The organism is Methylobacillus caricis (assembly GCF_020532705.1).
Classification (GTDB): Bacteria; Pseudomonadota; Gammaproteobacteria; order Burkholderiales; family Methylophilaceae; genus Methylobacillus; species Methylobacillus caricis.
In genome coordinates this window covers 749,130-771,182 of sequence record NZ_JAJAVD010000004.1, presented here as the reverse complement: position 1 = coordinate 771,182, position 22,053 = coordinate 749,130, and the positions used below count along the sequence as shown (strand labels likewise).

23 protein-coding genes are annotated in these 22,053 nt (G+C 53.0%); 9 read left to right on the top strand and 14 right to left on the bottom strand.

Going from position 1 to position 22,053, the window contains the following annotated elements; all coding sequences use genetic code 11:
• Positions 1 to 19: 19 nt before the first annotated feature.
• From LG200_RS13945 to LG200_RS13885, 13 genes are all read right to left on the bottom strand, one after another.
• Positions 20 to 730, bottom strand: coding sequence for a DUF6776 family protein (locus LG200_RS13945; RefSeq protein WP_226758230.1), 711 nt, complete (start codon positions 728 to 730; stop codon positions 20 to 22).
• Between the two features lie 15 nt (positions 731 to 745).
• The gene (argC, locus tag LG200_RS13940) at positions 746 to 1,789 is read right to left on the bottom strand and encodes an N-acetyl-gamma-glutamyl-phosphate reductase (protein ID WP_226758229.1); all 1,044 of its coding nucleotides are present in this window, start codon (positions 1,787 to 1,789) and stop codon (positions 746 to 748) included.
• A 147-nt stretch (positions 1,790 to 1,936) separates the two neighbouring features.
• The gene (gene rpsI, locus LG200_RS13935; RefSeq protein WP_226758228.1) at positions 1,937 to 2,329 is read right to left on the bottom strand and encodes a 30S ribosomal protein S9; all 393 of its coding nucleotides are present in this window, start codon (positions 2,327 to 2,329) and stop codon (positions 1,937 to 1,939) included.
• Positions 2,330 to 2,341: 12 nt separating this feature from the next.
• A complete protein-coding gene (gene rplM, locus LG200_RS13930) occupies positions 2,342 to 2,782 on the bottom strand; it encodes a 50S ribosomal protein L13 (RefSeq protein ID WP_226758227.1) in 441 nt (146 codons plus the stop codon).
• Positions 2,783 to 2,900: 118 nt separating this feature from the next.
• Positions 2,901 to 3,779 carry a 4-hydroxybenzoate octaprenyltransferase gene (ubiA, locus tag LG200_RS13925; protein WP_226758226.1) on the bottom strand — a complete coding sequence of 293 codons (879 nt, stop codon included), beginning with the start codon at positions 3,777 to 3,779 and terminating at the stop codon, positions 2,901 to 2,903.
• 1 nt (position 3,780) lies between these two features.
• Positions 3,781 to 4,347, bottom strand: a complete 567-nt coding sequence (locus LG200_RS13920; protein WP_226758225.1) for a chorismate--pyruvate lyase family protein — start codon at positions 4,345 to 4,347, stop codon at positions 3,781 to 3,783.
• 12 nt (positions 4,348 to 4,359) lie between these two features.
• Entirely contained in the window at positions 4,360 to 6,420 is a 2,061-nt protein-coding gene (recG, locus tag LG200_RS13915; protein WP_226758224.1) for an ATP-dependent DNA helicase RecG, read from the bottom strand.
• A gap of 51 nt (positions 6,421 to 6,471) precedes the next feature.
• The gene (locus LG200_RS13910) at positions 6,472 to 6,858 is read right to left on the bottom strand and encodes a RidA family protein (RefSeq protein WP_226758223.1); all 387 of its coding nucleotides are present in this window, start codon (positions 6,856 to 6,858) and stop codon (positions 6,472 to 6,474) included.
• A gap of 33 nt (positions 6,859 to 6,891) precedes the next feature.
• Complete coding sequence (locus LG200_RS13905; protein ID WP_226758222.1) at positions 6,892 to 9,114, bottom strand: RelA/SpoT family protein; 2,223 nt, start codon at positions 9,112 to 9,114, stop codon at positions 6,892 to 6,894.
• A 101-nt stretch (positions 9,115 to 9,215) separates the two neighbouring features.
• On the bottom strand, positions 9,216 to 9,428 hold the full coding sequence (rpoZ, locus tag LG200_RS13900; RefSeq protein ID WP_226758221.1) for a DNA-directed RNA polymerase subunit omega: 213 nt from the start codon (positions 9,426 to 9,428) through the stop codon (positions 9,216 to 9,218).
• A 54-nt stretch (positions 9,429 to 9,482) separates the two neighbouring features.
• On the bottom strand, positions 9,483 to 10,091 hold the full coding sequence (gmk, locus tag LG200_RS13895; RefSeq protein ID WP_226758220.1) for a guanylate kinase: 609 nt from the start codon (positions 10,089 to 10,091) through the stop codon (positions 9,483 to 9,485).
• Positions 10,092 to 10,125: 34 nt separating this feature from the next.
• Positions 10,126 to 11,166 (bottom strand): DUF475 domain-containing protein, encoded by a 1,041-nt coding sequence (locus tag LG200_RS13890; protein ID WP_226758219.1) that lies wholly within the window; start codon positions 11,164 to 11,166, stop codon positions 10,126 to 10,128.
• An 83-nt stretch (positions 11,167 to 11,249) separates the two neighbouring features.
• Entirely contained in the window at positions 11,250 to 12,116 is an 867-nt protein-coding gene (locus LG200_RS13885) for a YicC/YloC family endoribonuclease (RefSeq protein WP_226758218.1), read from the bottom strand.
• A 102-nt stretch (positions 12,117 to 12,218) separates the two neighbouring features.
• Between LG200_RS13885 and LG200_RS13880 the strand changes: the two genes are divergently transcribed.
• The 7 genes from LG200_RS13880 (at position 12,219) to LG200_RS13850 (ending at position 18,705) form a co-directional block, all read left to right on the top strand.
• Positions 12,219 to 13,148, top strand: coding sequence for a serine/threonine protein kinase (locus LG200_RS13880; protein ID WP_226758266.1), 930 nt, complete (start codon positions 12,219 to 12,221; stop codon positions 13,146 to 13,148).
• A gap of 33 nt (positions 13,149 to 13,181) precedes the next feature.
• Positions 13,182 to 14,111 (top strand): PP2C family protein-serine/threonine phosphatase, encoded by a 930-nt coding sequence (locus tag LG200_RS13875; RefSeq protein WP_226758217.1) that lies wholly within the window; start codon positions 13,182 to 13,184, stop codon positions 14,109 to 14,111.
• Between the two features lie 111 nt (positions 14,112 to 14,222).
• Entirely contained in the window at positions 14,223 to 14,939 is a 717-nt protein-coding gene (gene rph / locus LG200_RS13870; protein ID WP_226758216.1) for a ribonuclease PH, read from the top strand.
• Position 14,940: 1 nt separating this feature from the next.
• Complete coding sequence (gene rdgB, locus LG200_RS13865) at positions 14,941 to 15,543, top strand: RdgB/HAM1 family non-canonical purine NTP pyrophosphatase (RefSeq protein ID WP_226758215.1); 603 nt, start codon at positions 14,941 to 14,943, stop codon at positions 15,541 to 15,543.
• Entirely contained in the window at positions 15,543 to 15,776 is a 234-nt protein-coding gene (locus LG200_RS13860) for a hypothetical protein (RefSeq protein WP_226758214.1), read from the top strand. The genes rdgB and LG200_RS13860 overlap by 1 nt, the downstream gene beginning before the upstream one ends.
• A 13-nt stretch (positions 15,777 to 15,789) precedes the next feature.
• Positions 15,790 to 16,965, top strand: a complete 1,176-nt coding sequence (gene hemW, locus LG200_RS13855) for a radical SAM family heme chaperone HemW (protein WP_226758213.1) — start codon at positions 15,790 to 15,792, stop codon at positions 16,963 to 16,965.
• 180 nt (positions 16,966 to 17,145) lie between these two features.
• Entirely contained in the window at positions 17,146 to 18,705 is a 1,560-nt protein-coding gene (locus LG200_RS13850; RefSeq protein ID WP_226758212.1) for a GGDEF domain-containing protein, read from the top strand.
• Between the two features lie 101 nt (positions 18,706 to 18,806).
• Here LG200_RS13850 and argH read toward each other — a convergent pair whose 3' ends face one another.
• On the bottom strand, positions 18,807 to 20,213 hold the full coding sequence (gene argH / locus LG200_RS13845) for an argininosuccinate lyase (RefSeq protein WP_226758211.1): 1,407 nt from the start codon (positions 20,211 to 20,213) through the stop codon (positions 18,807 to 18,809).
• Between the two features lie 43 nt (positions 20,214 to 20,256).
• Here argH and LG200_RS13840 point away from each other — a divergent pair, with 43 nt between their 5' ends.
• Entirely contained in the window at positions 20,257 to 21,279 is a 1,023-nt protein-coding gene (locus LG200_RS13840; protein WP_226758210.1) for a sensor histidine kinase, read from the top strand.
• On the top strand, positions 21,276 to 22,022 hold the full coding sequence (locus tag LG200_RS13835; protein WP_226758209.1) for a LytR/AlgR family response regulator transcription factor: 747 nt from the start codon (positions 21,276 to 21,278) through the stop codon (positions 22,020 to 22,022). The genes LG200_RS13840 and LG200_RS13835 overlap by 4 nt, the downstream gene beginning before the upstream one ends.
• Positions 22,023 to 22,053: the final 31 nt, after the last annotated feature.

Below are 22,053 nucleotides of genomic sequence, written 5' to 3'. Positions count from 1 at the left end.
AGTAAGTATTGCCAAACACTTAACCCGGCAAGCCAACCTTTTGACTAATATTGGGTTGCTTAGCCCCGTTTTCAAGAAAACTGGCCTCTACCATTTCGCCGGTAACACCATCGGGTAAAGTGAAACTACCGTCCACACGCTGGTAATACCGGAAATTGATCTTGATTTGTGCAGCATTGTCCTGATCATTCTTCAATGGCATCTTGACCTTGGTACCTGTTGCATCTGTGCCTTCCAGGGCAAGCTTCAGGCTGCCCTGTATTGCCTTGCTGTGTGACCCCTGTTGGGATAACACCAAGTGATACTGGTATTGATTGGCAGCCTTGCCTTTTTCCAGCTTGAAACTATTAAGCTTCGCCCTATCACCGCTGGCGTTTTCCTCAAGGATACTTTGGTAGAAATTCACACTTTCCTTGAGCTTCATGCTTTCTTCCTGCACACCAGCCAGTTCTTTTGCCAATCCCTCTTGCATTGCACGCTGCACTTGCAACTGGCGTTCAGCAAACACCACCTTGGCCAAGAGGGCTTCATCAGTCAACACCGGGCTGACATGGAAAGTCGGGCTGAACTTGGCACCTATCGTCAAATGCCAGTAGGCCAGCAAGTAACCTATGCCTACCAGCAATACGGCCGCCAGGGCTTGCCAGTACCAGGCGCGGTGCGATTTGATCGCAACGCGCCTGCCTGGTCTGTTAAAGTGCCGCTTGAAACGACGCGATAATCGCTTCATGACCAGATCCCAGCATCAAGGCAGCAAGGGCACTATGTTAAGGCCGCTTGTCTCATCAAACCCAAACATGATATTCATATTCTGTACCGCCTGCCCTGCCGCGCCCTTTACCAGGTTATCAATCACGGAAAGCACCACTACCGTATCGCCGCCCTGCGGCCTGTGCACCGCGATGCGGCATTGATTGGAACCGCGTACTGAACGGGTTTCTGGGTGGGCTCCAGCAGGTAACACATCAACAAAAGGCTCTTGGGCATAACGCTGTTCAAACAGCGCTTGTACATCTACATCCTTGGTCAGCCTGCCATAGAGCGTCGCATGTATACCACGAATCAGCGGTGTCAGATGCGGAACAAACGTCAAACCCACTTTAGCTGCATCAGCCATTAGTGCCAGGCCTTGGCTGATCTCGGGCAGATGTCTGTGACCCGCCACTCCGTATGCCTTGAAATTATCACCCGCCTCGGCAAACAGGGTATGAGTTTCCGCTTTGCGGCCAGCCCCGCTCACCCCGGACTTGGAATCTGCAATCAGATGATCGCTGTCAATCACTCCCGCTTCTAGCAAAGGCATGAATCCCAACTGGACGGCTGTCGGATAGCAACCTGGATTAGCCAGAAGTCGTGCCCCCTTGATCTGGTCACGATTTAGTTCAGGCAAACCATATACTGCCTGCCCTAATAGATCAGGGCAGGCATGTGTCATGCCATACCATTTTTCCCATACCTTGACGTCGCTAATCCGAAAATCAGCGGCAAGGTCTATCACTCTCACACCTTGATCAAGCAAGGCACGCGTTTGCTGCATGGCCACACCATTCGGTGTTGCAAAGAATACGACATCACAGCCCTGCAGACCAGAATCTGCAGGATTGGTAAATTGCAGGTCAACATAGCCCCGTAAACTGGGATACATATCCGCAACTGGCAAGCCTGCCTCCGTGCGTGAGGTGATCGCTACCAGCTCGACGTGGGGATGCAGTGCCAGCAAGCGCAATAACTCGACCCCGGTATAACCCGTCCCGCCTACAATACCTGCCTTAATTTTTTTATCTTGCATATCCGAAACACCATTCTGTGGTGATCAATGCGTGGACGGCATCGACCTGGAAAGACTAATAGTAACAAAAGGCTGTTAACTTTTAAAAACCCAAAACAAAAAAGCCGCAACAAGTGCGGCTTTTTGATAATACGACAACAGTAAAGCTTAGCGCTTGGAGAACTGTTTACGACGACGTGCTTTACGCAGGCCGACTTTCTTACGCTCTACTTCGCGTGCATCACGTGTAACGAAACCTGCCTTCGACAGGGCACTCTTCAGCGCTGCATCGTAATCGATCAATGCACGAGTGATGCCGTGACGAACTGCACCAGCTTGGCCTGATTCACCACCGCCAGTTACATTCACCAGAATATCGAAGCTGCCTTCGTTTTCAGTCAAGGCCAGCGGCTGACGCAAAATCATGCGTGAAGTCACGCGAGAGAAATATTCGTCAGCTGGCTTGTCGTTAACAACAATGTTACCGCTGCCGGACTTCAGGAATACACGAGCTACCGAGCTTTTGCGGCGGCCTGTACCGTAGTTATAATTACCAATCATCGCTGCTTATCCTTACGCTTGACTTTGGATTTTCAATGGTTGCGGCTGTTGTGCAACATGGTCATGCTTATCGCCAGCATACACCTTGAGCTTGCGGAACATGGCGTAACCCAACGGGCCTTTTGGCAGCATGCCTTTGACGGCTTTTTCCAAGGCACGGCCTGGGAAACGCTCTTGCATCTTACCGAAGGTCGTTGTGGAAATACCACCTGGGTAGCCGCTATGGCGGTGGTATTGCTTATCCAGCACCTTGTTGCCAGTTACCTTGATCTTGTCGGCGTTGACCACAACGATATAATCGCCCGTATCAACGTGCGGTGTGTAAATAGTTTTATGCTTGCCGCGCAGACGGTGTGCAATCTCACTCGCCAAACGGCCCAGCACCAAATCCGTAGCATCTACTACGAACCAGTCGCGCTTTACTTCATGCGCTTTTGCAGAAAAGGTCTTCATCGGACAAACCAATATTCGCTGAAAAAATTAAGAGGCGGATTGTAAGTCACTGAGGGGCGCTTTGTCAAACATTTATCGGGCGAAAATTTCAATCCGCATGAATACTTAAAAAGCATGCTTAAAGATAAGCGGCTGACAGGAGCCCCAAGAATACCACTGCACCCAACCAGTTGTTATGCAGAAATGCCTTGAAACAAGGCCCGCCCTGACGGTCACGGATCAGGCTGTAATGATACCCCGCTATCGTTACAGCCACCAGCAGCCCGGCATAATATGGCCACGATAGGTACAGCCTGAAGCCCACCCAGGCCATCAAGCCCAGGAAGGCCAGATAACAGACCATGACAGCCAGCACATCATAACGACCAAAGAAAATGGCGGACGAACGTATGCCTATCTTGAGGTCATCCTCACGATCCACCATCGCATATTCAGTATCATAGGCAACGGCCCAGAACACGTTGGCCAGCAACATGATCCATGCCTCAGTAGCGATTTCCCCCGTTAATGCGGCAAACGCCATGGGGATACCAAAACCGAATGCAATGCCTAGATATGCCTGCGGAATTGAGAGGAAACGCTTGGTCAAGGGATAAGTGATGGCGAGGAAGAGTGCCGCAAATGAAAGCACAATGACTAGGCCATTCAGCAACAAGACCAGGCCAAAAGCCACCAGGCTCAAAATTACGGCCAGCGTGATGGCCTCTTTAACATTAACCTCGCCCGTGACCAATGGTCGTAAATGTGTCCGCTCTACGTGGCCATCAAAATCACGGTCGGCCAGATCATTCATGACGCAGCCTGCAGAACGCATCAATACCGTGCCAGCGATAAACACTAATACCACCAGCCAATCCGGCCTGCCCTGCCCCGCGATCCACAATGCCCATAACGTGGGCCACAGCAATAGCAATATGCCTATGGGCTTGTCCAGCCTGGTCAGGCGTATATAGGCATTCATTTTCCGTCGCCAGTTTGTATGTAATTGCACGCTCATGTTAAACGTCGCCTTGCTGCTTCAATTGTAGGACTGCTGGTAGGAATATCTCCGTCACCAGGATGGTCGAGCGTTTTAAGGAAAATACAGAGCGCCTGGCCCATAATACATTCGGCAATTCCGCTAAGCCCGCAGCAGTACGGCGGTAAAGAAAATGATGTCGGCCCAGCTTTTTATACTGCAGGGGTGTACGGCGCATTGTTGGGTCGGAGAACAAGGTACTGCCTAATGACCGCGTACCCAGGTTGACGAAGCCACGCCATGCGCCCTGCATGGCAGCATATGGCAGTACGCTATGGGCAAACACGACAGGGTTGGCCTCGCATTGCAGATGCACGTCCCGCAACAAGGCCTTGCGCCTCGGCAGGCTGCGCAAGAGCCGTGCCTCACTGGGATGCGGCTTGGCCTGCTGCACATGCACAGGGCGCACGGAGAATTGCCGGCACCGCGCTTGCAGGCGCCTCGTCAGGGAGCCCCCATCAATCAGCCAGGGTCTATACGCAGCACTTCCAACCGGCTTGTTCGGCCAGCGATCCCGCGCTTTGTGTGGATAGAAGAATGCTTTCACAAGTGGATTATCTCAAACTTTGACCAATTCTTCCGCATGCCCCAGCCAGCGTTGCAGATGGACAGCGGCAGCCTGTGAAGGCTGTTGCAGCAATTGCTCGGCTATCGCCATGGCAGCCTCCAGCAAGTCGGCATCACGTTCCAGGTCTGCAATCCTGAGCATGGGCACACCGCTTTGGCGGATGCCCATGAACTCGCCCGGCCCACGCAATGCGAGATCTGCCTTGGCGATGGCAAACCCATCACTGGACTCATAAATAATCTTGAGTCGTGCCCGCGCTGTTTCAGACAGCTTGCCATCCTGGTAAAGCAATATACAGCTGCTTTTTTCCGCTCCGCGCCCGACCCGTCCGCGCAATTGATGCAATTGCGACAATCCCATGCGCTCCGCATGTTCTATCACCATTAAGCTGGCATTCGGTACATCCACACCAACTTCAATGACAGTTGTGGCCACCAGCAACTGGGTCTCGCCACCACTGAACGCAGCCATGACAGCCTGTTTTTCCGCCGCCTTCATGCGTCCATGCACCAAATCCACCCGCAGATCAGGGAAAGAGGTTTGCAGGATCCCGTAGGTTTCCATCACCGTCTGTAACTGCAAGGCTTCAGACTCTTCAATCAAGGGACATACCCAGTATGCCTGTCTGCCCTGCATGCAGGCTTCGCGCACACGCTCCAGCACCTCATCCCTTCGGGCATCAGACACCAGACGTGTCACCACCGGGGTACGCCCAGGCGGCAGCTCATCAATCACAGACACATCAAGATCGGCAAAATAACTCATGGACAGGGTACGTGGGATAGGGGTTGCACTCATCATGAGCTGATGGGGCTGTACCCCCTTCTGTCGCAATGAGAGGCGTTGCTGCACACCGAACCTGTGCTGTTCGTCAACGATTGCCAGACCTAGCCTGAAAAATTGCACTTGGTCCTGAAACAGGGCATGGGTACCGATTACAAGCTGGGATTCACCACTGGCAATGCTGTCCAGCATGACACGGCGCTCTTTCCTGCCCTGGCTGCCAGCCAGCCAGGCTACGCGTATGCCCAAGGGCTCCAGCCATGATTGCATCTTGCGGTAATGCTGCTCGGCCAGGATTTCCGTTGGCGCCATGATTGCTGACTGCCAGCCATTTTCTATGGCCTGCAAGGCTGCCATTGCAGCCACTATGGTTTTTCCGCTGCCTACATCACCCTGCAGCAACCGCTGCATGGGGTGGGCTTGCTCCAGGTCCCGGCAGATTTCCATGGCAACTTTCTGCTGGGCGGATGTCAGGGCAAACGGCAGGCTGCGCAGCAATCCAGTGATCAGCTGGCGTGATGGCTTGAATGCGGGAGCACCTTGTTGTCGCCGCCTTGCATAATGTTGGCGCATGGAAAGTTGCTGGGCCAGCAGCTCATCAAAAGCCAACCGCCTCCATGCCAGACTGTTCCGTTCTTGCAGGCTATAAAGATCAGCATTGGGCGGCGGATGATGCAAACTGTGGAGACTGGCAGCAAATCCCGGCAGATTGAGCCTATGGTAAATCTCTTCGGGCAGGGTTTCGGCCAGATCCGCATGCGCCAGCGCCCAGGAAATCCCTTTGCGTAGACTCGCCTGGGTCAAGCCAGAAGTTGTAGGGTAGACCGGGGTCAGCGCTTCCTGTACCGGCTCATCCTCTGCAACCGCACGATATTGAGGATGCACCATTTCCCAGCCAAAAAACCCGCCCCGGACTTCACCAAAAACCCGGACATGAGTCCCAACCTTGAGGCTGGCCACCTGGCTCGGATAGAAATGCAGGAAACGCAGGCTGATCTGGCCCGACTCATCCCGCAGTCGGCAGATCAAGGCCTTGCGTGGACGGTATTGCACCTCCGCATGTACGATTTCGCCCTGCACCTGGGCCTGCTCACCACTGCGCAAATCACGAATTGCACTGATCCGGGTTTCATCGACATACCTTAACGGCATGTGAAGCAGCAGGCCCTGCACGTTGAAGATGCCAAGTTTCTGCAACCGGGCCACCAACGCTTTGGTGAAGCCCTTGAGTCCATCAAGCCTGGTATTGCCGGGAATTGGCTGCGCCATTCTCTAGGGCCTATTCGCACAATCTGGATGGCACATCACGTATGGAAAGGATTAGGCGCCGATCTCCATCACGCCATCAGCTTCCACCAAGGCGCTTCTGGGCAGTTGCGCCACACCTACGGCTGCACGTGCCGGATAAGGTTGGGTAAAGTATTCTGCCATGATGGTATTCACCAATGCGAAATGGGACAGGTCCGTCAGGAAAATATTAAGCTTGACCACATCAGCCAGGGATCCACCTGCAGCTTCAGCCACGGCCTTGAGGTTTTTGAACACACGATGTACCTGTGCCTCAATGCCATCGACCATTTCCATGCTGGCAGGATCCAAACCGATCTGGCCGGAAAGGTATACCGTGCTGCCATTGACCTTGACTGCCTGTGAATAAGTCCCGATTGCTTGTGGAGCACCTTCGGTATGAATGATCTGCTTTGCCATCAATTACTCTCCTGAATGTAAAAATGTCTTTTGTTATTGGATACGCTGCTCATTGCCTGAGCCCTTGACGCGATTGATCCTGACAACATCAGGGATCTTGCGCAGGCGCCGCATAAGCTCAGCCAGGTGTACACGATTTTCCACCTGTACCGTGAAATTCATATTGGTATAGGTGCTGTTATCCGCTTCTTCCATGCTGACATTATCAATGTTTGAGCCAGCCTCTGCGATGCCGGAAGCAATCTTGGCCAGCATGCCCCTCCGATTGGCCACCACCAGCTTGAGACTGACTTTATACAACCTGTGGCCTTGCGGATCCCATTCCACATCCAGCCATTTATCAGGATCAAGACGGAATTTACGTATCGCCGGACAATCATGCGTGTGAATGACCAAGCCCTTGTCCTTGTTGATGAAGCCCAGAATGGGGTCACCAGGTATCGGACGGCAACATTGGGCGAACTGCACCGCCATGCCTTCAGAACCACGGATAGTGATGGTATCCAGCACTTTGGCCGCAGGCTTGTGATTGCTATCAACCACATCCTGCTGGCCAGCCTGCGCCATCAGCTGGTGCGCTACCATGACATTCAAGCGCTTGCCCAGCCCCACATCAGCCAGGATTTCATCTTTGCTCTTGGCACCATAATCCCGCACCAGGCGCTGCCATGCCGTGTCATCAATGGCTGCAGGATTAGCGTGAAGCGCTCGCAATGCCTGATTGAGCATACGCTCGCCTAGCAATGCGGATTCAGTTGACTGCATGGATTTGAGGTAATGGCGTATATGCGCCCGGGCCTTGCCGGTCAGCACATAGTTAAGCCAGGCCGGATTAGGATGGGCATGAGCCGCGGTAATAATTTCCACATGGTCGCCATTGTGCAGCTCGGTACGTAGTGGAGCCAATTCCTGGTTGATCTTGACCGCCACGCAGCGATTGCCGATATCTGTATGTACTGCATAGGCAAAATCCACTGCGGTCGCGCCCTTGGGCAGAGCCATGATGGTGCCCTTAGGCGTGAAAACATACACCTCGTCCGGGAACAGGTCCACCTTGAAGTGCTCCAGGAATTCTAGTGAGTCCGCACTTTCACTTTGGATATCAAGCAGGCGCTGCAACCATTGGTGTGTTTGCTGCTGCAGTGCTGTCAGATGGGCATCCGTTGTTTTGTAAAGCCAATGGGCGGCCACGCCGGCATCGGCGATATTGTGCATTTCACTGCTGCGTATCTGCACCTCGATCGGCGTACCAAACGGGCCGAACAAGGTGGTATGCAGCGACTGGTAGCCATTGGCCTTGGGAATGGCAATATAGTCCTTGAACTTGCCTGGAATGGGTTTATAGAGGCTATGCAGCACGCCTAGCGCGTAATAACAGGTTGGCAGGTCTCTCACGATCACCCTGAACCCGTAAATATCGTAAATCTGCGAGAAAGTAACGGTCTTGCCCGTCATCTTTTTGTAAATACTGTAGAGATGCTTCTCCCGACCAGTCACATCTGCCTCTATATGGCTTTCCTGCAAGCGCTGGCGGATGGAATCAAGGATCTTGCCCACTACCTCCTTGCGATTGCCGCGTGCCGCCATCACGGCCTTGGAAATCACGCGGTAACGCATGGGGTAAAGAAACTTGAAGCTCAGGTCTTCCAGTGTCTGGTAAATCTCGTTCAGGCCCAGTCGGTTGGCAATGGGCGCATAGATATCCAGCGTCTCGCGCGCGATGCGTTTCTGCTTTTCCGGCTTCATCACATCCAGCGTGCTCATGTTGTGCAGGCGGTCGGCAAGCTTCACCAGGATGACGCGCACATCCTGCGACATGGCCAGCAGCATCTTGCGGAAATTCTCTGCCTGTGCCTGAGTGGCGCTCTGGAACTCAATCTTGTCCAGTTTGGACAAGCCGTCGACCAACTCGGCCACCTGCTTGCCAAATTGATCACTGATTTCCTGTTTGGTGACCCCCGTGTCTTCAACCACATCATGCAGCAAGGCAGCAATCAGCGTTGGCGGATCCAGGTGGAGGTCAGCCAGTATGCCGGCAACACTGACAGGATGGATGACATACGGCTCGCCGCTGCGTCGCACCTGTCCTTCATGGGCAGCAGCACTGAAGCGATAAGCCGCCCAGATTTGTTCTATGTCTTCTTGCTTGAGATATTCCCGCAAACGCAGGGTGAGTCGAGATTCTTCGCTATCGGCTGGCAGCAAAGGGGCTGGTGAAACGGTTTCTGCTGGTCGTTTGGCAGCGGTTTTAGGCATAAATTATGAATAGTTACTAACAAAAACTCTCGCCAACTCGGCCCACATATCGTGGGCCGATTGCACAACCAGACTATTAAGCGTTATGCAACGCCGGCGAATCAGGCATGTCCGCGATTGAGCACTTCCAGGCCAACCTTGTTGGCAGCAATTTCACGCAACGCCAATACTGTCGGCTTATCCTTGTGACCATGCACATTCACCAGCGGTTCAGATCCATTAGCCAGCTGGCGTGCACGATATGCAGCAACAAGGGTAAGCTGGAAGCGATTTGGAATTTTTTCCAGACAGTCATCAACGGTAATACGTGCCATTTTACGGGGTTCTCCTGAATACTTTAGGGTTTACGCACCGAGAGCTGAAGAGAATTACAGCAGGCCCTGCACCATTGCCTGGTGCCTGGCCAGCTGTTTGTCACGCTTCAATCTCTGCGTGCGGATAATTGCGCGAAGGTCTTCCAGCGCATGTTCGAATCTGTCGTTGATTGTAACATAGTCAAACTCGGCAACGTGGCTCATCTCTTCCTTGGCAGCAGCCAGCCTGCGTTGGATCACCTCTGCACTGTCCTGTCCGCGATTATTGAGGCGCTGCTCCAGTGCCTCAATTGACGGTGGCAGGATAAAAATACTGATGGCATCGGGATATTGCTGCCTGACCTGCTGGGCGCCCTGCCAGTCAATCTCGAGCACTAGGTCACAGCCTGATGTCAACACACGATTGACCGTAGATTGCGAAGTGCCATAGTGTGCGCCATGAACCTGGGCACTTTCAAGAAAATCCCCATGATTGAGCATCTCGATGAATACCGGTTCATCCACAAAATAATAATGCACGCCATCCATTTCGCCCGGCCGAGGCTGACGCGTAGTGTGGGAAACCGATAACTTGACGTGCTCATCGGCATCCAGCAATGCACCGACCAAGGAAGTTTTACCAGCCCCCGAAGGTGCCGTAATGATAAAAAGATTACCCATCATGACTTGTCCATCGTTACATATCTAGAAAGCACGCTTACAGCGCAATCTTGCGCTTATAGCGTATGGACGACAACAAGGCCGCCACAATAAATACTACTCCTATCAGGCCCGTGATCACCTCTGGCACATGCTGGTAAATTGAATAGAACATCACCAGCCCCAGCACGCCTATGGCGTAATGCGCACCATGCTCGAGGAATACATAATTATCCAGCGTTCCCTTGTAAACCAGCCGCACGGTCAGGGAGCGCACGAACATAGCGCCTATGGTTAACCCCAGCATGATGATCACCACATCGCGGGTAATGGCAAACGCACCGATCACTCCATCAAACGAGAACGAGGCATCCAGGATTTCCAGGTAGAGAAAACCCATCGCACCATTGCGCTTGGCGGTTTTGGCAATCGCATCTCCTTCCGCCTGGGAAGAGAAAAAGCTGCCCATGCTATCGATCAACACATACAACACCACTCCGCATAATCCCGACAGCAAGATCGTCAGCCGCTCCTCCTGCGAGATGGGCAGGAAATTCTGCAACGCAAGCAAGATCAGCAGGATCACCACTATACTGATGGACTCCATGCGTCCCAGCCTTCCTAACGCGGCCTCCATACGCCCTAGCCAGTGCAACTCCTTGCCTGAGTCAAAAATGAAACTGAGGAATACCAGAAACAGGAAAGAACCACCAAACGCCGCAATGGCCGTATGCCCATCATCCAGATAATCTGCATAAAGCACAGGATTGTTGATAGCCATATGCACAACATCAAATAAGCCCTGTCCGGTTGCCACGGCCACCAGCAGCAAGGGAAACAGTAATCGCACGCCAAATACGGCGATCAGTATCCCTACAGTCAGGAATATATGTCGCCATTTCTCGTCCATTTCCTTGAGAATGGAGGCATTCACCACTGCATTATCAAAAGAGAGACTCACTTCCATAATCCCCAGGATCAAGGCCACACTGAGTGCAGGCCAGATGCCGGCAATGCTGCCCTTCAGCTCGTATCCCCAGAGTGCAGCCAGCCCAAGGCAGACAAATGTCACAAAAAATGAGTATCGAAAATCGCGCATTAATATTCCGGATCGTTTGAAATGAATGTCTAGTCCCGCCAGATAAGCATATTGGCAGGGACGCATATTTTATGGGCTGACGATTACTCGATGTTCTGAATCTGCTCGCGCATTTGCTCTATCAAGAGCTTGAGAGCCATGGATACCTGTGAAACCTCGGTAGAAACTGACTTGGCCCCCAGTGTATTGGCTTCCCGGTTCAGCTCCTGCATCAGGAAGTCCAGGCGCTTGCCAGCAGGGCTGCCTGCCTCCAGAATGCGCTTGACCTCTTCAATGTGTGCCCCCAGGCGGCTCAGCTCCTCATCCACATCGATACGCTGGGCAAAAATCGTGAGTTCCTGACGCACGCGCTCCTCATCAACAGACTTGAGCGCCTCCTGCAACTTGGCGGATAAACGCTCCTGGTAGACTTTCAACTGAGCAGGCAGCAAGGGCCGTACCTGGGCCACCAGCACCTCCATTTCCGCCAGGCGGGAGTGTATCAGCGCCTTGAGCTTGATCCCCTCTCGCGCACGTGATCCAGTCATATCTTGCAATGCCTGCATCAGGCTTTCCTTGATGGCCTCGGCCAACGCCTCATGATCTGCTGCATCACTCAGCATCACACCTGGCCAGCGCAGGATATCGGCGACGCTCAGGGGACGGCTTTCCGGGAAATGGCGCTGCACACTCACCGTCATCTGCGCCAGTTGCTGCAGGACATTGTCGTCCAACTGCGCCTGGCGCTGGTCGGAATTACGCTGCATCAGGCTGATGCGGCATTCCACCTTGCCACGCCCCAGACGGGCGCTGATCAGCTCACGCACCTGTGGTTCAAACATGCGCACATTGTCGTCCAGCTTCAGGTGCAATTCGAGATATCTGTGGTTTACCGAGCGTAGCTCCAACAGCAAAACACCGCTTGCCACCTCGCGTTCCAGCGAAGCATAGCCGGTCATACTGAAAATCATGGTGATAAACGTTCCTGATTAAATTTGGCCCATGGTATCAAATCCCGGGGGATTCATGACAGAATAGCTGGCGAAAGTTTAGTGGCCATCGACCAATCCAGCATGCAAGCCAACCAAAATCTGGCCCTCCCGACAGGGTATCACCTCCAGGGTTATGAGATCAGAAAACTCCTGAGTGCAGGCGGTTTCAGCTTCGTCTATATTGCCCGCGACCTCGAAACACATGGGACAGTGGCCATCAAGGAATACCTTCCCAACACCCTGGCCTTGCGCCAGGAGGGCGTGCAAGTCAAGCTTCCCTCTGAAGAAGCCTCCACCGGTTTTCGCTTTGGCCTCAAATGCTTTTTTGAAGAAGGCCGGGCACTGGCCAATATCGAGCACAAGAATATTGTGAGGGTACTCAACTTTTTCCGTGCCAATGACACCGTCTACATGGTGATGCATTACGAGCGTGGCAAATCGCTGCAAGAACACATCCTGTCCCAGGAAGCGCCAATGGCAGAAATCGTGATACGCCGGGTATTTGGGCAACTGCTGAATGGCTTGCGCGAGGTACATACACAAAAACTGCTGCATTTGGATATCAAGCCGGCCAATATCTATATCAGGCTGGATGGTTCGCCGGTATTGCTGGACTTTGGCTCGGCACGTCAAGCGCTCAGCGAGACACCGTCTCCCTTGCCGCCAAGTTATACGCCAGGCTTTGCAGCACCTGAGCAATATGGTGAACGCAAACACCTGGGGCCATGGAGCGATGTATACAGCATAGGAGCGAGCATGTATGCCTGCCTGATGCAGTCGGCGCCATTGGCAGCAGATATACGGCTCAAAAAAGACCTTTTGCCTCCCGCAACCAAAACCGGTAAGGGTATTTATTCCAGCCATCTGCTTAAAGTCATCGATAGCTGCATGGCCCTGGATCATTTACAACGCCCACAAAGTTTGTTTGCGTTACAAAAAGCCCTGATGGAGCAGCAGCCCATACCGGGAAAGCCCGGATGGCTGCATCAATTGAGAGCGATGTTCAAGTAAGCCAAGCATCGCCAGAATCGGGAGATAACTGTCATGAAATTCACCATCCACCAAAGCAGTCGCAGAGGCGGCCGGAGATACAACCAGGACCGGCTGGCCTACTCATACAGTAAAAATGCATTACTGATGGTGGTCGCCGATGGCATGGGAGGATACAGTCATGGCGATATGGCAGCCCAACTTGCCGTCAAGACCTTGACTGCTGCCTTTCAGCAGATGGCAATACCCAATTTGCAGGACCCCGATCAATTTCTGCGCATGCAAATCCAGAAAATCCACGAGGCCATCCATCATCTCGCCAAGCAAAAATCGCTTGAGGAAATTCCCAAAACTACAATAGTGGCAGGCATTGTGCAGGATGACATACTGTATTGCGCCCATGTCGGCGACTCCAGGCTTTATCATATCCGCCAGCGTCAACTGCTTTACCGTACAGAAGACCACTCAATCATCCAGATGATGCTGAAACAGGGACTGGTTCAACCGGAAGAGATCGCCAGACACCCTGATCGCAACAAAATATATAACTGCCTGGGCGGCGAGACGCCACCCACCATAGAAATCAGCAAAACCCGTGCTTTACGCCAGGGTGACATCGTTTTGCTTTGCTCTGATGGATTATGGGGATACCTCAGTGACGAGCGCATTCTGGACATACTCAACAATGGCATGGGTATCAACGTGAATATTCCCAGCCTGATTGATGTTGCTGAACGGTTGGGCGGCGATAACAGTGACAATATCAGCGCCGCTGGCATGCAATGGGGAAATGCGCTTGAGGATGCATTGACCATTTCCACGCTGCATATGCCACTGGAAAATGCAAATACCATCATGAGCCCACTCACGGCACAAGATGTAGACAATCATGACCATGCGCATCAGATAGCCGACTTGACCGATGATGATATTGATCGTGCAATTGCTGAAATCCAAGTAGCCATCAACCGCAGCAAACGTTGATCCTGGTATTTCGCAGCATACCCTGCCCGCAAAATCAGTGCCGCTCGGAAAATTAAGCAAATCGATTATTCTGATCGCTTATAATAGTTGTTTTAAGTGCCAGGAAATTCCATGCGTCCCAGTCATCGTGCCGCCAACCAGCTTCGTGAGGTTGAACTCGTCCGTCATTACACAAAGCATGCCGAAGGCTCTGTTCTGGTGAAGTTTGGTGACACCCATGTACTTTGCACCGCAAGCGTGGAAGAAAAAGTACCTGGGTTTCTGCGTGGCAAGAACCAGGGATGGGTCACTGCGGAATACGGCATGTTGCCCCGCTCCACCGGCAGTCGCATGGACAGGGAAGCCGCCCGAGGCAAGCAATCCGGCCGTACACAGGAAATCCAGCGCCTGATCGGGCGTAGCCTGCGTGCCATTATTGACCTGGACAAACTGGGTGAGCGAACCGTGCATGTCGACTGTGACGTGATCCAGGCCGATGGAGGCACGCGCACTGCCAGCATCACCGGTGCCTATGTCGCCCTGCATGACGCGGTTTCCTACCTGCTGGGCAAGGGCCTGATCAAGGAATCCCCGCTCAAGGATGCGGTAGCCGCCATTTCCGTAGGCATCTATAAAGGAACACCTGTGCTTGATCTTGACTATATTGAAGATTCAGGTTGCGATACCGACATGAATATTGTCATGACAGGCAAAGGCGGTTTTGTTGAAATCCAGGGTACTGCCGAAGGCGAGCCCTTCCAGCGCGACGCCATGAACGGCATGGTGGCGCTGGCTGAAGTCGGCATCCGCGAATTGCTGGCCAAGCAGAAAAGTGTGCTGGGGATATAACATGGCCATGCCGTTCAACAAACTGGTCATTGCCAGCAGCAACCAAGGAAAGTTGAAGGAACTCCAGGCCTTGCTGCATGCCTTGGATATTGAAGTGCTGCCACAATCCGCATTCAATGTCCCGGAGGCGGAAGAGCCTTATGTCACATTTATCGAGAACGCCCTGACCAAGGCGCGCCATGCCAGCCGCCATACAGGCCTGCCTGCCCTTGCAGACGATTCGGGCATTTGCGTCAATGCCCTGCAAGGCGCACCGGGTGTACATTCTGCACGCTATGCAGGCGAACCCAGATCCGATGCGCATAATAATGCAAAACTGCTGCAAAGCCTGGAAGGCCAGGAAGACCGTCATGCGCATTATTATTGCGTGATGGTCTTGGTACGCCATGCCGATGACCCACAGCCACTGATTGCAGAAGGTATATGGCAGGGCGAGATTCTGGCTGAAGCCAAGGGAGAAGGCGGCTTTGGTTACGACCCGCTGTTTCTGGATGCCAAAACCGGCCAGACTGCCGCCGAACTGCCTGCCGAAATCAAGAACCGCATCAGTCACCGCGGGCATGCAATGGCCAAGCTACTCCATCAACTGGAAAGGCTGGCCTGATGAGCGACAAGTGGCCAAAATGGGTACGCGATGACGGCAGCGTTGTCTCTTGTACGGAAAAGGTCAAAGTCATGACCGAGAATTTTGACGAAATCAAGCAAATTACCCAGGATGCCCTGGAAGACGGCCTGCTCATGGAAGTCTCCGAAGCTCAGATGCGCCAAGCATTGCACCGCCTGGTGGATGAACTGGTGAACCCTTATCAGCAACATCATCAACATAGCGAAGATTGAAGAGCCGTCCGGCTTGGCACCTGTTGCAGGTGAAGTCACGGCTTCGGGCCTGCAACACTCCCCGCCGCTCTCGCTCTATATCCATATTCCATGGTGTGTCCGTAAATGCCCTTATTGCGATTTCAATTCACATGAGTCACGCACGGAAATCCCTGAAGCAGCATATGTAGATGCGCTGATAGCAGACCTGGAACAGTCGGTGCCTCGCATCTGGGGCAGGAAAGTCCACAGTATTTTCTTTGGTGGCGGCACCCCCAGCATCTTCTCGGATGAAGCCATAGATCGCATCCTCAGCAATGTGCGTGCACTGGTGCCACTGGCGCACAACGCGGAAATCACACTGGAAGCCAATCCCGGCACTGTCGATGCCGCATATTTCAAGGGATACCGCGCTGCCGGTATCAACCGCCTGTCGCTGGGGATCCAGAGCTTCAATAGCGACTACCTTGGAAAACTGGGGCGCATTCATGACGAACAGCAAGCTATCGCCGCTGCCGAACTCGCATTGCAGACATTTGATGCAGTGAATCTGGATGTGATGTACGCATTACCCGGCCAAACCATGCAGGATGCGCTGGCCGATGCCTATCGTGCCTGCAGCTTGCAGCCTGCCCATCTCTCGTTTTATCACCTGACCTTGGAGCCCAATACCCCATTTCATCGCACGCCGCCCGCATTGCCGGACGACGACACCAGCGCCGCCATGCAAGAGGCCATAGAGGAAGTGTTAGCAGGACATGGCTACCAGCACTATGAAACCTCCGCCTTTGCCCAACCTGGCAAACAATGCAGGCACAACCAGAACTACTGGCTGTTTGGGGATTATCTGGGGATAGGCGCGGGCGCGCACAGCAAATTAAGCTTTCATGACCGCATCACGCGTGAAAGCAGGCACAAACACCCCAAGCGCTACCTGGAACACGCTGCACGCGGCCAGGCGGTGGAAAATACCTGGACCATCTCCACCGATGAACTGCCATTTGAGTTCATGATGAATGCCCTGCGCCTCACGGGCGGATTCGACACTGATTTATTTCAGGCGCGTACCGGACTGCCCCTGAACATCATTAATCGCCAACTCGAACTTGCTGTGGACAAGGGACTGCTGGCCGTCACTCCCACTCACATCGCACCAACCATACTCGGCCAGCGCTTCCTCAATGAGCTGCTGCAACTGTTCCTGGATTAAAAGACCAGCCTCTCGAATTTTTCATGACATTTCCATTTGTGGGACAATCTCTGTATTACAATGCAGAATAATAGGAAGCGTGGGCAAAAAAATTAGGCTGCCCCTGCGTTTTTCAGGCAATCAGCATTGCTTGCCAATTAAGTGCTTATAAAACCCCACATAATAAAATTCGGGTCAGATATGGATCATCATAATAAATCCGTTGAAATTGCACGACAAACCCTGATTCAGCTCGCAAAAAGCCGGATAGAACCTACTCCCGAGAACTACCGCAAGGTATATAACGCAATCGACGGGAACAAAGAGAATCTCGAAGCTGAGTCACAGAGCGTCAGCAAACTTCTAGGCAAAGTGTTGGAAGAAATAGGCACACAACACCCACATCATGAGACTGTACGTTCCATCATCTTCCAGATTGAAGAACAGAACTGGGCTGAACTGGAAAGTGTGCTACGTCGGCTGTTTTCCAGTACAGCCTTGCCTGAAGCAGGACTTCCCACTGCATACCACCTGGATCTGAACAGCAACCTGGACCTGATTGAGCTATGGCGCAATATGCTCGTCAAAACCCTGGAGCTGGTCGTCATTCCCCAGCTGAAGGACATTCCAGAAGTAGAAGCACGTGCGCGCGAATTGCTCTCGCAGGCAAGGCAGGCAGATGCGCGCCACGATATCCTCAAGCTTGAAGAAACACTCAAGTCCATTTTATTTACCCTGGAAATGCAGCTGGATAACCAAAGCCAGCTGCAATTGCATTTGCTTCAACTATTACGCCTGCTTCTGGTAAGCATGGAAGCCTTGTTGCTTGAAGACAAGTGGCTGCAGGGTCCCACCGCGGCTATACAGGAAATTCTATCCAACCCACTGAATATCGAATCGCTCACCAAAGCCGAATGCACGCTGAAAGAATTGATATTCATGCAGGGGCAGCTCAAGCCGGGCCTGATCGAAGCCAAGAAAACATTGAAGAAGATGGCTTCTATCTTTGTCACGCAGCTATCGGAACTCACCGATGCAACTGGAGAATACCAGGCCAAGCTTGAGGGTTATCAAGATGAAATCAGCCATAGTGATGCAATCCAGGATTTGAACCAGATACTTAGCAAGCTGCTGGAAGACACTCGCATTATCAGCGTGGTAACGCAGCGCTCGCGCGAAGAGATCGTCGATGCAGAAGCCAAGGTGCGCGAAGCGGAAAAACAGATCTACGAATTGACGCTCCAGCTCGACCATATCAATGAAATCGCTCATGAAGACTACTTGACGGGCACGCTGAATCGCCGCGGCATGGATGAAGCCTTGGCACGGGAATTCAGTCGTGCTGACCGTTTTGGCATGCCGCTCAGCATTGCCATGATGGATATTGATCATTTCAAGCAGATTAATGACAACATGGGCCATGCTACGGGCGACCAGGCACTGGCCCATCTGGCGGCAGTTATCAAGGAGTCACTACGGACCACAGATGTGATTGCGCGTTATGGTGGCGAGGAGTTCATTATCCTGTTGCCGGGAACCTCTGAAAAAGACGCCATCAGCGTCATCACCCGTGCACAGCGCGAACTCACACGGAATTTCTTCATGCACGAGAATAACCGGATATTGATTACGTTTAGCGCCGGGGTTGCAGAACGCCTTTCGGGAGAGGATGCGGATGCGGTGATCGGCCGCACTGACAAAGCACTCTATCAAGCCAAGAACAGTGGCCGGAACCGTGTCATCGGCGCCTCAACTACATAGCCAATAACCACTGGCGAGATTATTTGCCAATGAGCATCCATAGAAAACCTGCGCACCAATGAACGCCTGCAGGTTTGTTAATCAAGGAATCAATCCATTCCTCAGGCAAGCAGCTGCCTTGCCCTGGCAATCGCCTGTTTCACCTGTACGGGAGCTGTACCGCCACGATGGTTACGGCTTGCCAGTGAACCTTCCAGCGTCAGCACTGCGTAAACGTCTTCTGCAATCTGCGGGCTGAAAGTCTGCAACTCGGCCAAAGGCAAGTCGGATAGATCACAGCCTTTTTCCACCGCATGACGCACCGCCAGCGCCACTACTTCGTGGGCATCACGGAAAGGAGTGCCTTTTTTCACCAAGTAATCCGCAAGATCAGTCGCCGTTGCAAAACCTTCTGCTGCGGCCAGGCGCATGGCTGGCTTGTTGACACGGATACCGCGCAACATGTCTGCATAGATTTCCAGCGTGACCAAGAGAGTGTCAACCGTATCAAACAGGGGCTCTTTATCTTCCTGGTTATCCTTGTTATATGCCAAGGGCTGGCTTTTCATCAAAGTCAGCAAGGCGACCAGATGCCCATTTACGCGACCGGTTTTACCACGCACCAGTTCAGGTACGTCAGGATTTTTCTTCTGCGGCATGATGGAAGAACCGGTACAGAAGCGGTCCGCAATATCGATAAAGCCAAAACGAGGGCTTGACCAGAGAATCAGCTCTTCAGAGAAGCGAGAGAGATGGGTCATCAGCAAGGCGGCAGCGGCCGTGAACTCAATGGCAAAGTCACGATCGGAAACCGCATCCAGCGAATTCTCACATACCGCATCAAAACCCAATTCGCGTGCCACGCGCTCCCGGTCTATCGGATAGCTGGTACCAGCCAATGCAGCAGCTCCCAGCGGCAAACGGTTGATGCGCTTGCGCGCATCGGCAAAACGTTCGGCATCTCGCTGCAGCATTTCAAAATAAGCCAGCAAGTGATGCCCAAAGGTAACTGGCTGGGCAACCTGTAAATGGGTAAAGCCAGGCATGACTGTATCAAAATGCTCTTCGGCCAGATCCACTATAGACAACTGTAATTTACGAATATGGATGATGGCATCATCTGCAGCTGCACGCAGCCACAAGCGGATATCGGTCGCCACTTGGTCATTGCGCGAACGCCCGGTATGCAAGCGCTTACCTGCGTCTCCGATCTTGTCTGTCAGGCGTTTTTCGATATTCAGGTGTACGTCTTCCAGATCCAGCAACCACTCAAATTGACCCTCGCGGATTTCTTGCAGGATTTCTGCCAGGCCTTGTTCAATGCGCGATACATCTTCCTCGCTGATAATCCCCTGTGCGCCCAACATGCGTGCGTGCGCCAGCGAGCCTTGTATATCAAACTCGGCAAGACGCTGGTCAAAACTGACTGATGCGGTATATTTCTTGACCAGCTCTGCCACGGGTTCATTAAAACGGCCGGACCAGGTTTTAGATGGGTTTTCTTTCAAAATCGTCGACTTCTCTGTCATGATGTTGCGTGATGAAATCACGGGGAATGATATTGCGCTAAATATGGCTATTATAAAGCAAAACACTGCTTATTCCGCCAAGTTGCCAGACCTGCGCAACCTGGGGGTTTGTCTGCGCATCCTGATACTGGTAAACCTGATTGGACTGTTTGCGTGCCTGGTGGCCAGCAAATCAGTGGCTGACACCATCCCCGTCTTCACCAGGCTTTCCGCTTTCCTTCAGCCCGTGCTGCTGTCCAGTCTGCTATTGCTATATGGCGTGAGTCCCTTGCTCAGACGGTTGACATATCCTGCCAGCGCCTTGCTGATCGTGGTGGGCATCCTCGTATTAAGCACATTGGCACACCTGCTGGCGCAAAACCTGCTCGGCCCGGACAGTCTCGACAGCCTGCCTCGCACGTGGCTGATCAGTCTTTTTATCACGCTTGCCGTACTCGGTTATCTCAACCTGCGCCAGCGCGCCCTTTCCCCCGCTGTGACAGAAGCCCGGCTGCAGGCTTTACAAGCCAGGATACGCCCGCATTTCCTCTTCAATAGCATCAATGCCGTGCTTTCCATTGTCCGCAGCGAGCCCAAACAAGCTGAGACCGCACTCATGGATATGGCAGACTTGTTCCGGGTGCTGATGGCAGATAACCGTGAACTGGTACCGCTGGCACAGGAACTGGCATTAAGCCGCCAATACCTGGCCCTGGAGAAGCTGCGGCTGGATGACAGGCTGCGCATAGATTGGCAAATAGACACCATGCCCCCGGATGCGCTGATCCCCCCGCTGATATTGCAGCCCCTGCTGGAAAACGCGGTATATCACGGTATCGAGCCCATCCCCAAGGGCGGCACCATTACCATCAGGATCTACAATAACCGCAAGCAGCTGCACATCGTACTGAACAATCCCTATCAGCCTCCCGGCAATCATCATCAAGGCAACCGCATGGCGCTCAACAATATCCGCGAACGCCTGCAGCTGCATTTTGACGCCGAAGCCAGCCTGGATACCACCACAGCAAAAACATATTATGAAGTCCATATCACGCTGCCATATCACGGAGGCCAAAGCACATGAGTGACGCATGCTTGACCGTACTGATTGCCGACGATGAAACCCCCGCCAGGAATCGCCTGCGCGAGTTACTCTCTGATATTCCGCATATCAAGCTGGTAGGTGAAGCAAGAAACGGCAAGGAGGCATTGGACCTTGCACAGCAATGCAACCCACAAGTCCTTTTGCTGGATATCCGCATGCCGGAAATGGATGGGATAGAGGCAGCGGAGCATGCGCAGAAACTGGCCATGCCGCCGGCCATTATTTTCACCACCGCATTTGACGGCTATGCGGTGAAGGCATTTGAGATGAGCGCAGTCGATTACCTGCTCAAGCCAATCCGGCAGGAAAGGCTTGTCACGGCACTTGGCAAGGCGCGCGCCCTACTGCCCGCCCAATTGGCGGCGCTCAAGCCCCTGCAGCACAGGCGCTCGCACTTCAGCATCAATGAACGTGGCCGGGTAATCCTGGTACCAGTCAGCGACGTGATTTACCTGAGAGCCGAACTCAAATACATCACCGTCAAAACCCGCGAACATGAATACCTGCTTGAAGACTCATTAATCTCGCTTGAACAGGAACTGGGTGATACGTTCCTTCGCCTGCATCGTAATTGCCTGGTGGCAAAAGACAGCATACTAGGCTATGAAAAACGCGAAATTGACGGCGAGAACGGCTGGCATGCCCTGCTCAGGGATATCCCTGAAACCATAGCGGTCAGCCGTCGCCAGTATCATGTGTTGCGTGAGCTGGCATCACGCTAGGCTGGCTAGCCGCTATGCTAGAATTACGCAC